Genomic DNA, 11,819 nt, shown 5'->3' with positions numbered 1-11,819 from the left:
CTTTTGCTCCTTTTGCGATATGGCCTATTGAAGATTCAGTTAGACTATTATATATCTATATAAACAAATAATAAAAACAACATGTTGATGAAATTGCTAAAAATCAATTAGATATTATGGAAGGTTATACAAAATCCCAAAATGTGGATATTCGAATAAAAAACTCCAGTCATGATTCATAAAATCACTGGAGTTTTCATCTTAATACATACTATAGTTTTTATCATTCATCCGATTACAAAAGCCGTTTCCTAATCGAACGAGCTTCTACCCTCTTTTCAATAAGACTACATTCTCGAACTATGATTATTTGATAAAATATTTCTTCTTATTTCAATCAATTAAATCCATATAATATAAATCATTTTCTGATATTTTTGCAAGAAAATCTTCTAGTGAATCGGCAATTTTAAATTCATCATAATAAATCCCATTATTTTCTTCTGTTGTTAATTTAATTGAAATTAAAACTGTTTCATTACCTTCAAAAAAGATTATTTCTTCTTCAAGATCATCATAAACTTCAATGTCTGGAAAAAATTCATAATCATTTTGCTTTAATCGAAAATCTCTAATAGAATAAGGATCCATAATACGATTAATATTGTACTTAGAACCTTTGATAAAGCCATACCCAACATTTAAGAAGAAATCTTTTAGTTCTTTTGGAAATTTCAAACCTAATACCTCTTCCACTTCTTCTATCTCTTCTAATGCTACTGGATAAAAGCTATTATGTTTATTTGATACTAGATAATCATACTTCATATTATTTACCTCCATTAAAAAGTTTATTTCCTGGTGAACCCGAACCATGAATACCAGCTTGATGCTCATTAGGAAATTTAGCAGGATGGATATTCCACCACTCATGTTCCCCACGATAAGAGTTTTCAATTATATGATGAGCATCATAAGGTTCTCCTTTTTTTCTTAAGATTTTTCCTGTTTTCTCTGAAATCACATCTTCTGTATAAGTTGGCCATTTTTGACCAGTTTGTTTTTCCCATTCATCAATTAATGAATTCTTAATTTTATTAAACTCTCGTCTATATCTCTTTGTTTCTGAAGACGTCATCTTTTTATATTCTGTATTTCTTAATGCACTTTTTAATTCTTCCATTTGGTTTTTTGGTATTTTTCTATTTGTCTGTGTTTCAATATCTCGTACATATTTTCTAATTAGTTCTCCATCAATCTTACTTCCAGCCCCACTGACGCCCTTACCAACACCACCCGTACCCTTACCACCATCTTTAGACTTCGCAAACTTATAAAAAGCTTCTAATAATTCGCCTTGAGGTATTTTGGTTACAATAGTTCCACCAACACTAGAGAATGCATAGGAAGCCTCTCTCTTAAATGATTGTAACATTTCAAGCGTAGGCTGCAATTCTTTTGCTAGTTTTACTGCGTTAGCAAATGTACTTACTCCACTTGATGCTTTTGCTCCTTTTGTGATATGGCCTACTTTATTTAGTGCCTTATCGCCTAATATTGTGGTAGCTATTTGTGTTAATCCATAGGTAGTCAATTCTGTACGACTCTCTACATCTCCCTCTATCATATCTCGTTTTATTTTATTTGAAAATGCATGCCACATATTTTTTGCAGTTTCATCCAAATGGAAAAGTGCATAGGTTACATTAATAAAAGTTCCTATGTCCATATTACTTAAAGCTATTGCGGACTCGATTTCATCACCAATAGCTTTCCCCGATCCTCTTTGAATAGCTTCCCACATCTTTTTCGCTGTTTCAAACGTGCCAACTATACTGTCTGTCGCATCGTCCCAAGCATTTCTAACCGGAGATTTCTCCTCAATTATGTTATTTGTTTCTATATCTTTAATTAACTGATCATTTTTTCGAGCTGTTTCTTCTATAATCCCCTGAATCGAACTCACCCAATCCATATTCAACCCTTGTGTACTAAACGTCCCACTCACAGGACTAAATCCTTTCCCGCTTTGCACTTCAGCGAGTCCGGCTGTGATGCTAGCCGCTAATTGGAGGGCGGTGCTGTAATTGTTGCTGGATGAATGTTCGAATTCTTGTAAACGCTCTAGTTTTTCTTCCAGTTTTTTTCTCATTGCACCTAATACCGTTACAATCGCACTTACTCCGGGCATCGGTGTAAGTACTTCTATTGCTTCTATACTTGTAATCGATTGATTAATTCCCCGTATTTGTTCTCTTATTTGATGTTCGATAACATCTGTTGAAGCAACTTTTGCTTGGAAATCGTTTGGGAATGCTTCATTTTGGCGAATTAATTCTTCACATAAGCATATGATTCCTTGCGCTAATGGCCGAAATGTTTGGACAAGGTAGGCTTTTGCACTACTATATGTTTGTCCTTGTAATACTGTGTCTATCGCAAAGGCATCAATAGATTGAATGGCTTGTTCCATACTTTGAATCATAGCATTACATATAGCGTTCATACTTTGAGTTTGACTTTGTACTTCTCCCAAATACATGTTTAAACTCATGTATTGGCCTCCCTTTGTAGTTGCTGCTGTTCATAGGAAAGGTCGTTTTCTTTCTCACTGAGATGCCGTTTTTCTTTAAGCAACGTCTCTTTTTCATTTTCTAATTCGAATGTAAGTTTTCTTTCATACTATCCGATTTCTTGCCGCATATTCGTAAAAAGGTGAAACACTTCTTTGTCGCCGTGCCAAGTTTCTAGTATTCGGTTAAATAAACGATTACTTCTATTTTTCCATTCATGAAAACTAACCTCAGCTCGTTCTTGATTTTGCAGCGCAATTCGGTTTTCATTTTGTTCTTCAAATATAATTCGTAATTTTTGATTACATTGACTGATTCTCGTTTCAATTTCTTGACTCATCTTTTCTCCCTACCTTTTCCCCTTTACGTAGGTTGTTACATTATTGAAAAGTCTTTTGAAGTCCTGTATCCATTTCCTCAAATTCATTTGCTACGGAATGGATATTATCAATTGTTTGTTGAAAAGCAGTACAAAATTGTTTCGTGATCTGTAAATTTTGTTGATTTGCCTCTTGTGCTTGGAAGTTCACAGATAGTGTCGTACGCGTTGCCTTATTTATAGAGCGACTAGTAGCACTTTGCATTCTATCTGAAGCATTTCTCATTTTCGTTGCAAGTTGCGTTGCCGTATGCAAATTACTTTGAAATTCTCCCATTACTTACTCCCCTCTACCTTTTATTTACAAGAAAATTATACCACGGAAAAATATCCCAATAAACCGAATGTTCGAATTTAACATACAATTCAGCACTGTTACTGAGGATGCGAGCAACGCTTATCTATCAACATAACTGAGTACAAAATGGATTCTACTTATACAAAAAAGATGACTTCAGCCATATGCTAAAGTCATCTTTTTCTACCTTATTATTTTACTAATTATCCATTATAAGCTTTTATATTAAGCGGAGCAGTTAAAAATTGTGCTGCTTTACTAACGAAAGATGTGAAGTGTTCACTCGTATTATGGCTCGCAACTGCTGCTTCATCTTTCCATACTTCTACCATCGTATAAACACTTTCTTTTTCTGTATCTTTATATAAGTCATAAGATACATTTCCACTTTCTTCTCTTGAACCATGAATGAGTGGCTGAATTTCTTCTAAAAATGATTGTTGTTTTGCTGGGTCTACTTGAAATATTGCGTGAATAATAATCATGGTGTTTCCCCTTTCATATTCCATATATTTCTATGACCTAATTAGATTACTTCCACTCAGCAACTTTGTCAATTGGAAGACGTACTGATTGGTAACCACTGTCAGTAGCTTTCCCGATTGAAATTAGCATTACTGGTACGTAGCGTTCTTTATCTAGTCCAAACGCTTCTGCGATTTGGTCTTTTTCAAATCCACCAATTGGACAAGTGTCATAACCGTGCGCACGAGCTGCTAGCATAAATTGCATCGCTACAAGACCACCGTCAATTAATACTGTATCTTTCATTACTTCTGGTGTAACCATAGAGAAGTAAGCTGAAAGTTTTTTCATTTGATCTTCTTTTACTTCTGCTGGCATTAAACCGCGCTCTACTGCTGTACCATAAATTTCTTCTGCGTTATCAAAGTTGTTTAAGTCACCAAATAAAGCGATCATTGCTGAAGATGTTTCTACTTGAGATTGATTGAATTTTGCAAGTGGCGCAAGTGTTGCTTTCGCTTCGTCACTTTCAATCACTACGAATCTCCATGGTTGCATGTTTACTGAAGATGGTGCAAGTGTTGCTTCTGTAAGAATTTCTGTCATTTCTTCTTTGCTAATTTTCACTGAAGGGTCGTACTTACGAATTGAACGACGTCCTGTTAAAATTTCGTTAAAATCATTTGTTTTTACTGAGTTAGTCATAGTTGTATTCTCCCTTTTTTATAATTCTTTTATATTTTCTTGAATGTGATTTAACATATTTAAAAGATTATCGCGTTCTTCCTCACTTAATCCTTTAAATGCAGATGCTGCAAAACGTTCTTTTTCCTCTTGAAATGCTTGAATTTTATTTCGTCCCTCTTCAGTAAGAGAAACTAACGTAATTCTGTTATCATCTGGATTTTTACGTCTTACAATCATTTCATTGGCCTCAAGCTGCTTTAAATGCCTTGTTATCGCAGCATTATCAATATTCACTTCTTGTTGAAGTGCTTTTTGACTAATTTCACCTACTTCATATAACTGAAGTATAAGCTCTAATCGAGACTGGCTCATACCCGTACACCCTTCAAATTTCGAACTTACTTCTTTATTTAGAAAGTGTAATTTATATAAAATAATCGCTTCTTTTGAGCATGAACTTGTCAAATTAACCCTCCTTTACAATCAAAATAAAAACATTTGATGTATCAATAGTTGATATGTCAATTAATATAATCTATATCGATTTAGAATGCAAGCATTTTGTTTTCATTTTATTTTTTTCAAATTAAGGCGCTTTGTAGCGTTACAAATAATGTTAATTGCACTATAATAATACTAATTTAAAGAACTGGAGAGTGATTGATAATGCGGCAATATACAAATAGAAATGAGGAATTGAAAATGGAAAATGAAATGAGGATATTCACAAATGACAACAATAAATATAGGGATTGTCGCGCACGTAGACGCTGGCAAGACGAGTTTGACTGAGCGTATTCTTTATGAAACGAATGTGATTAAAGAAATTGGCCGAGTAGATAGTGGTAATACACAAACTGACTCAATGGAATTAGAAAGACAACGCGGAATTACGATTAAAGCATCTGTCGTTTCTTTCTTTATTGATGCTGTAAAAGTAAATGTCATTGATACACCTGGACACGCTGATTTTATCGCTGAAGTGGAGCGATCATTCCGCGTTCTAGACGGTGCGATTTTAGTTATCTCTGCCGTTGAAGGTGTGCAAGCACAAACAAAAATTTTAATGCGAACATTACAGAAACTAAACATACCGACTATTTTATTCGTTAATAAAATTGATCGTAGTGGCGCAAACAATGAAAAAGTTATGAAACAAATAACAGAGGTTCTTTCAAATGAAGCATTCCCCTTCTATTCTGTTCTAAACGAAGGAACGAAAGAAGCCCGGATCATTGAATACAAATCATATGACGATTGTATGGAACTGTTAGCACCATTTAATGAATCATTACTTGAATCATATGTAAATAACGAAATAATACCGGACGCACTATTAAGAGAAAAACTAGAACAGCAAATACAGCAAGCGAATGTGTATCCAATCTTTTTCGGTTCAGCAATGACTGGTATGGGCGTAACAGAACTTCTTGAAAAACTTCCGGCTCTCATTCCAGCTCTTACATCGGCACAAGAGGAACCATTATCCGGTGTTGTTTTTAAAATTGAACGTGAACCTTCTGGAGAAAAGGTTGCTTATATAAGAGTTTTTTCAGGTAGCTTACATGTTAGAAAATATGTTAATATACAGCGCAGTAAGTCTCTATTCCATAAAGAAAAGATAAAAAAAATGTGCCTATTTCATAATGGGGATACCGTTCAAACTTCTACCGTTCCTAGCGGTGAGTTTTGTAAAGTGTGGGGGCTGAATGATATTAAAATTGGTGATATTATCGGTGAACGTACGGATTATATAAAAGATATTCACTTTGCCGAACCACAAATGGAAGCTGCCATTGATGCGGTACCTAAAGAGCAAATTCATAATTTATACGCTGTTCTTATGGAACTATGTGAAGAAGATCCGCTCATTAAAGTTTGGAAAGACGATGTTCATAATGAACTATATATTCGCCTTTTCGGTGAGGTACAAAAAGAAGTAATTGAAACAACACTTTATGAGAAATATAATTTGCAGGTTAATTTTTCAAATACGCGAGTTGTATGTATCGAGAAACCAATTGGCGTAGGCAATTCTGTTGAAGTAATGGGTGAAAAAGAGAATCCATTTTACGCAACAATCGGATTCAAAGTTGAACGTGGTGAACTTAATTGCGGTATAACATATAAATTAGGTGTTGAGCTCGGCTCACTACCTTTAGCATTTCATAAAGCGATTGAAGATACGGTATTTCAAACGTTAAAACAAGGATTATATGGGTGGGAAGTTACAGATATTATCGTCACGTTAACACATACTGGTTATGCTAGTCCTGTTACAACAGCGAGTGACTTTAGAAACTTAACACCGCTCGTTTTAATGGATGTTTTAAAACAAGCTGCAACATATGTATATGAACCAGTTAATGCGTTTGAATTAACTGTACCGGAGCAAGCAATTAGTACCGCAATGTATAAGCTCGCTGCCGTTCCAGCAACTTTTGCAGAGCCTATATTCAATAACAATTCTTATCAGTTAACAGGATCATTACCTGTTGCGAAAACAGAGAGTTTCAAACGAATACTACATTCATTTACAGAAGGAGAAGGCATATTTACAACGAAGCCAGCTGGTTTCACAAAACTTATGGCTCCCTTCCCTACTCGAAAACGTGTTGATTATAATCCGCTGAATCGTAAGGATTATTTACTTCATGTTTTGAAGGCTTATTAAAGTAAAAGAGGTGCAATTCGCACCTCTTTTGCATGTATTAATAGGTTAGTTTGTCCTAACAACTTCTTTAAGTTTTCCTATTATTTTCGCTATAGCCTCAATTGAATTTTCCGTTTCATATCCCCCAACATTTACAGAATGATTTGCATTTTTGACAACTTCAATCTGTAAATTCGTTTTATATAACTGATCAATTTGATTTGCATTGTATTGGTGATCTTTATCCCCAATAACTAAAAACCCTTCGTGTCGACTATGTAAGATAAAATCAAAAATTGTATCAAACGTCAGTAAAGGTGTAAGTAGTATCATTTTTGACTGCGCGAATTCTTCTCTCTTCATTAAATCATTTGCAATCGGAATTGTTCCGAGTGACTTCCCTAAAAACATAGTCTCGTTGTATTGCTCATCTTTTAATACTTCATTTATTACAGGATTAATATCATCCATCATTACTTTCGTTACTTCTTCCATTGGTTTATTCATTAATTGTCCATCATAAGAATAATGAATATGTACAACATCTATTTTATGTTCAAGCATTAACATCGTTGCGTAATAAAATAACGGCTTATCATAATTGTATCCTGAACCTGAAAACATAAAACAAACCGTACTAGAACCTTTTTCGATATGTGTGTAACGAATTACTTTGTCATTTATATGTACCTCTTTTTTAGTCCCCTTCACCGTTTTCTCCTCCGAATACGTTTACTTTTGTAATACGTTTACTTTTGTAATACGATATGTTCTGTGTGTACTGATACATCCTTTACTTTCTCTTTTATAAATGCAGGCTGTAAGTTATATGTATGCAGTTCTTCTACTGGCACCCATCTAAACAAATACGTTCTACCCTCTTCTTCCAAAATATATTGATCCGCTCCACTCGCAGGTAACTCATGTAGCTCTACTTCATAATAAAAACTAATTTCATGAAACTTTCGCTCAGAAAGTGTAAAGAAATTTTCTACTGACCATATTAATCTCTTCCCTTTAATAGGAACACCTAGTTCTTCTGCAAGTTCTCGTTGTAACGCATCCTCACTATTTTCTAGCACTTTCACTCTTCCGCCTGGTACATACCAATAATGTTCCCCTTTGTTTTGAAGAATAAGTATTTTATTATCCAGTTTACAAATTGCTCCGACGCGGTAATTAAAACATGTTTCCTCTACTTTAAACGTAAGATCCAATCTTAACGCCCCCCTTATACAAATATTGAATTATTACAAAACAATTATGTAATTGCTGTACAAATAAGGTTACTAAATTTATTCACTTCATTCAATCATTTCCTAATTTTCTGAACCATTACTTTTCATCGTTACAAGTGTATATACATATGTTACAATCATATTGCACACTAGAAAACATTATGGGGGTACGGATGGAAACGTTATTAATCCAGCAAACTGAGAAATCAAATAAGTTTTGGAAAATCGTTGTGAAAGAAAAAGACTATGTTGTGTTTTACGGAAAAATCGGCACAGCTGGCAGTGTGAAAGCGAAAGAGTTTGAAACAGAAGAAGAATGTATGAAAGAAGCTAACAAACTAATTGCTTCCAAACGTAAAAAGGGATATACAGACCCGTTGCCTGGGGAAGATTTCATAAAAGAAAAAACGATAACAGAAGAAGAATTTTGGGAACTACTTAATCGTGCAAAAACGAAAGGTGAAGACCAAGAAGAACAAATAGAATGGCTTACTTCCCACCTTGCTAAACGTACAGTACATGAAATTGTAGCTTTTGATACGCATATGCATCGTCTTTTGAAAGATTCCTATACCTCCCGTTTATGGGCAGCAGCCTATATTATTATGGGTGGTTGTTCAGATGATACTTTCGATTACTTCCGCGGATGGTTATTATATCAAGGAAAAGAGACATACGAAGCTTGTATTGAAGATCCAGAACGATTAATTCCTGTATTAGAAAATTTGAGTGAGTATGACGTCCCAGAAATAGAAGAACTTTCTTTATATTTCGGTTTCACTGTATATGCAGAAAAAACTGGTGACGAAGATGATACTTACTTTACACTTTACCATGTCTTATCTAATGAAGAATTCGACGATGTAGATTTTGAATTTGACTGGAATGAAGACGATGAAGAAGATTTAAAAAAGATGTTTCCTAAGCTATGGGAGATGTACGGAGAAGAACCGATTGAGTGGTAGATTAATTATTCGTGAAAAAGTGCCTTGTTTCTTTAGTAACAAGGCACTTTTTTTGATACTATATTTAAATTATCATCTTTCCACTCTCCCACCACTCCATAAAAGTCTTTAAAGAAGGAGCAACCCACGTTCTACTATCATTTTCATGGTTCCATACATATATATCATCTCTTTGTACTTTTCCATTCAAAATGGAATAGCCAAACAAATCACCATTTCCCCCATCAGCAAAAAATAATAAACAGTCAAAAGGCATGTATAAATCCTTAAAATCAACTATATTTCTCATACTCATATTTTCAGTTTTAATTTTTGAAGCAGACCATATAAAGTCACCGTATTCACCTTCTATACCGTTTGTTTCCTGTAATAATTGATATAAATCATTCGGTAACTCCACATGTAAACATTTTTGTATATCAGTAAGTTCATCCTTCGTAGCTGGGTTTTTCAAGCTTAAATTTGATGAGATACTGTGAATGGTGTCTTTCCACATCACCTTTTCCTCCTTATGTGCAATCAAGCATATTCAAAGAACTCCGCTAAATTTATTGATACCATCTTTCTAACAATTCCTTCTCCCTCTCGCCTGAAATACCTGCTTTTAATTCCCATTCTTCCGTACTCTCCATCCACTCATACACATCTGTAACTGTCTCGTCTATTCTTCTAAAAGTAAGCCCTTCATTAACCGCACTTTCGATACAAATAGAAAACCCGCCTCTCCACGGCTTCGTCTCACCATCTAATGGGAAAGTTTCTGGAATCCACAAAGGCATTTCTGTCCAAGGCTGCACATTGTGTTCACTCATAAACGATTCGTCTACCCAAACAAATTCAGCATCGCTATTCTTAACTTTTTTACACGTATTTAACAGCTCTTCCATCGTCAATTCATCATTCGGACCTGTTATATTGAATGTACCTGCTTTATTATTTTCTGCCATGTTGAGTCCAAATCTCGCGACATCTTTTATATCAACTATCTGCACTGGACGATTTTTTCTTCCTGGAACTAACACGTTACCTCCTTTTGCTACACGCTGAATCCAGTATGGAAGTCGATCTGTATAATCGAACATTCCTGAAAGAAGTCCTGCTCTTACGTGTAAAACACGCCCCGGCCAATACTTCTCTGCTTCTTTTTCGCATAATACTTTCAGCGCACCATAATGCTCATAAGGAGATATTTCACCATTCTCTACAGCCTTTATTTGCTCTTCCGTCGGTTCAGGTTGTAATATATAGTCTTCTTTTATGTCATGCGGAATCCAATCTTTATATACGGAAAGGCTTGAGATGAATATATAGTGTTCAATATTATCTTTAAGCACTTCTCCAACATTCCTAATATGATGTGGAGAAAATCCACATGTGTCTATGACAACATCCCACGTTCGATTTTTTAAACTTGATACATCGTTATTTCTGTCACCGGTTAACTGCTCCACATTAGAAAAAATTTCTTTGTTTGTTCCTCGGTTAAATAACGTAATTTCATGCCCTCTCTGTAAAGCCTCATCTACAAATGCTCTTCCTAAAAATCGTGTACCGCCTAGAATTAGAATTTTCATGGTTCTCCCCCATTCGTGATTAATAACCCTTCCTAATGTTTAACGATTTTTTATTGAGGAAAGTTACGGGGAGCGTTTAAATTTTTCTACAAGTTCACCATTACTCTTTTAAAAGTATATACTCTTTGATTAATCTCCATCTATCCTTTATTTCTGGCACAACTTCAGAAGCCATCACCACCACCAATTCCTTCTCTGGAATACAACAAATCATATTCCCACCATCACCCATTGCACAATACGAATAGACACCCTCTTCTTCTCGTAACCACCATAAGTAACCATATTGATTTGAATTCATCGCTATTGATTCTTTTATCCATGATTTTGATAGTATTTGTTTTCCATTATGAATACCTTCATTCAAATACAGCTGTCCAAACTTAGCTATATCCCTAACCGTTAACGTTAGTCCCCAGCCGCCCGTCGAAATACCGTTTGGATCGTGAACCCATCCTTTCACATCTTTTCCGAATAAGTCATCGAATCCAAATGCTTTGATATTGTAGTTTGGAATTTCGCTCATGCCGAGTGGTTGAAATAAGTACTCATTCGCAAATTCACGTGCACTTTTCCCTGTTGCATTTGTAATCATTGCTGATAGTACATGCGCTCCTGCAGATGAATATTTAAAAGCTCCAATCTCTCCACCGTTCCCCATTCTATGAAGTGTATACTGTACCCAGTCTGGTTGTGTACATAATTCTTCTAACGGTTCCTGCCAGTCTACAAAAGGGTATGGAGCTGTCATTGTAAGTAGGTGTCGCACTGTTACTTCAGATGACTTTACTTTATATTCAGGGAAAAACTCTATTACTTTTTGATCAACACTTTTTATATAGCCCTTATCTATACATATTCCAATTAGCGCAGAGATTATCGTTTTTGTAACTGACGCTACATGAAATGTATCATTTTGTCCGTAATCGTTATAATATTTTTCAAAAATAACATTACCTTTCCGCACTACTAACATACCATTCATATTTTCATATTCTTCTTTTATAATCTGATCTAACTTTTCAGCAGTTTTCATTATTCTTTCCC

General features: G+C 34.9%; 13 protein-coding genes and 1 pseudogene. 2 read left to right on the top strand and 12 right to left on the bottom strand.

Annotated elements, in window-relative coordinates; all coding sequences use genetic code 11:
* Positions 1-333: 333 nt before the first annotated feature.
* The 7 genes and pseudogenes from ACS2CR_RS15075 to ACS2CR_RS15045 form a co-directional block, all read right to left on the bottom strand.
* Positions 334-768: an SMI1/KNR4 family protein gene (locus ACS2CR_RS15075; protein WP_000872947.1), complete on the bottom strand. Its 435-nt coding sequence runs from the start codon at positions 766-768 to the stop codon at positions 334-336.
* 1 nt (position 769) lies between these two features.
* A complete protein-coding gene (locus tag ACS2CR_RS15070) occupies positions 770-2,494 on the bottom strand; it encodes a T7SS effector LXG polymorphic toxin (protein WP_053512518.1) in 1,725 nt (574 codons plus the stop codon).
* Positions 2,491-2,853, bottom strand: a pseudogene (locus tag ACS2CR_RS15065) (DUF3958 family protein). Before ACS2CR_RS15065 ends, ACS2CR_RS15070 begins: the two are co-directional and overlap by 4 nt.
* A gap of 40 nt (positions 2,854-2,893) precedes the next feature.
* On the bottom strand, positions 2,894-3,169 hold the full coding sequence (locus ACS2CR_RS15060) for a TIGR04197 family type VII secretion effector (RefSeq protein ID WP_053512517.1): 276 nt from the start codon (positions 3,167-3,169) through the stop codon (positions 2,894-2,896).
* Between the two features lie 224 nt (positions 3,170-3,393).
* The gene (locus ACS2CR_RS15055) at positions 3,394-3,675 is read right to left on the bottom strand and encodes a putative quinol monooxygenase (RefSeq protein WP_053512516.1); all 282 of its coding nucleotides are present in this window, start codon (positions 3,673-3,675) and stop codon (positions 3,394-3,396) included.
* Positions 3,676-3,721: 46 nt separating this feature from the next.
* Positions 3,722-4,360: a nitroreductase family protein gene (locus ACS2CR_RS15050; protein ID WP_053512515.1), complete on the bottom strand. Its 639-nt coding sequence runs from the start codon at positions 4,358-4,360 to the stop codon at positions 3,722-3,724.
* An 18-nt stretch (positions 4,361-4,378) separates the two neighbouring features.
* Positions 4,379-4,807, bottom strand: coding sequence for a MarR family winged helix-turn-helix transcriptional regulator (locus ACS2CR_RS15045; protein WP_000204172.1), 429 nt, complete (start codon positions 4,805-4,807; stop codon positions 4,379-4,381).
* Positions 4,808-5,072: 265 nt separating this feature from the next.
* Between ACS2CR_RS15045 and ACS2CR_RS15040 the strand changes: the two genes are divergently transcribed.
* Positions 5,073-7,016 carry an elongation factor G gene (locus tag ACS2CR_RS15040; protein WP_153602516.1) on the top strand — a complete coding sequence of 648 codons (1,944 nt, stop codon included), beginning with the start codon at positions 5,073-5,075 and terminating at the stop codon, positions 7,014-7,016.
* A gap of 45 nt (positions 7,017-7,061) precedes the next feature.
* On the opposite strand, the gene ACS2CR_RS15035 is transcribed toward ACS2CR_RS15040, so the two are convergent.
* Both ACS2CR_RS15035 and ACS2CR_RS15030 read right to left on the bottom strand, forming a co-directional pair.
* On the bottom strand, positions 7,062-7,706 hold the full coding sequence (locus ACS2CR_RS15035) for a hypothetical protein (protein WP_053512513.1): 645 nt from the start codon (positions 7,704-7,706) through the stop codon (positions 7,062-7,064).
* A gap of 38 nt (positions 7,707-7,744) precedes the next feature.
* Positions 7,745-8,212: an NUDIX hydrolase gene (locus tag ACS2CR_RS15030; protein ID WP_053512512.1), complete on the bottom strand. Its 468-nt coding sequence runs from the start codon at positions 8,210-8,212 to the stop codon at positions 7,745-7,747.
* 194 nt (positions 8,213-8,406) lie between these two features.
* Here ACS2CR_RS15030 and ACS2CR_RS15025 point away from each other — a divergent pair, with 194 nt between their 5' ends.
* Positions 8,407-9,198 carry a DUF4240 domain-containing protein gene (locus tag ACS2CR_RS15025; protein ID WP_053512511.1) on the top strand — a complete coding sequence of 264 codons (792 nt, stop codon included), beginning with the start codon at positions 8,407-8,409 and terminating at the stop codon, positions 9,196-9,198.
* 64 nt (positions 9,199-9,262) lie between these two features.
* Here the strand turns inward: ACS2CR_RS15025 and ACS2CR_RS15020 are convergent, their stop codons facing one another.
* The 3 genes from ACS2CR_RS15020 to ACS2CR_RS15010 form a co-directional block, all read right to left on the bottom strand.
* A complete protein-coding gene (locus ACS2CR_RS15020; RefSeq protein ID WP_000265342.1) occupies positions 9,263-9,694 on the bottom strand; it encodes an SMI1/KNR4 family protein in 432 nt (143 codons plus the stop codon).
* 52 nt (positions 9,695-9,746) lie between these two features.
* Positions 9,747-10,772: an SDR family oxidoreductase gene (locus tag ACS2CR_RS15015; protein ID WP_053512510.1), complete on the bottom strand. Its 1,026-nt coding sequence runs from the start codon at positions 10,770-10,772 to the stop codon at positions 9,747-9,749.
* Positions 10,773-10,872: 100 nt separating this feature from the next.
* Positions 10,873-11,808, bottom strand: coding sequence for a serine hydrolase domain-containing protein (locus ACS2CR_RS15010; protein WP_053512509.1), 936 nt, complete (start codon positions 11,806-11,808; stop codon positions 10,873-10,875).
* Between the last annotated feature and the right edge of the window lie 11 nt (positions 11,809-11,819).

It is taken from the genome of Bacillus cereus group sp. BceL291, from assembly GCF_051776705.1.
In the GTDB taxonomy this organism is placed as follows: domain Bacteria; phylum Bacillota; class Bacilli; order Bacillales; family Bacillaceae_G; genus Bacillus_A; species Bacillus_A cereus.
This window is presented reverse-complemented; position numbering and strand designations above follow the sequence as displayed.

Coding starts and splice junctions, on each gene's coding strand:
- ACS2CR_RS15075 (WP_000872947.1), bottom strand. CDS start 768: ATGAAGTATGATTATCTAGTATCAAATAAACATAATAGCTTTTATCCA.
- ACS2CR_RS15015 (WP_053512510.1), bottom strand. CDS start 10,772: ATGAAAATTCTAATTCTAGGCGGTACACGATTTTTAGGAAGAGCATTT.
- ACS2CR_RS15055 (WP_053512516.1), bottom strand. CDS start 3,675: ATGATTATTATTCACGCAATATTTCAAGTAGACCCAGCAAAACAACAA.
- ACS2CR_RS15040 (WP_153602516.1), top strand. CDS start 5,073: ATGACAACAATAAATATAGGGATTGTCGCGCACGTAGACGCTGGCAAG.
- ACS2CR_RS15070 (WP_053512518.1), bottom strand. CDS start 2,494: ATGAGTTTAAACATGTATTTGGGAGAAGTACAAAGTCAAACTCAAAGT.
- ACS2CR_RS15060 (WP_053512517.1), bottom strand. CDS start 3,169: ATGGGAGAATTTCAAAGTAATTTGCATACGGCAACGCAACTTGCAACG.
- ACS2CR_RS15025 (WP_053512511.1), top strand. CDS start 8,407: ATGGAAACGTTATTAATCCAGCAAACTGAGAAATCAAATAAGTTTTGG.
- ACS2CR_RS15010 (WP_053512509.1), bottom strand. CDS start 11,808: ATGAAAACTGCTGAAAAGTTAGATCAGATTATAAAAGAAGAATATGAA.
- ACS2CR_RS15020 (WP_000265342.1), bottom strand. CDS start 9,694: ATGTGGAAAGACACCATTCACAGTATCTCATCAAATTTAAGCTTGAAA.
- ACS2CR_RS15050 (WP_053512515.1), bottom strand. CDS start 4,360: ATGACTAACTCAGTAAAAACAAATGATTTTAACGAAATTTTAACAGGA.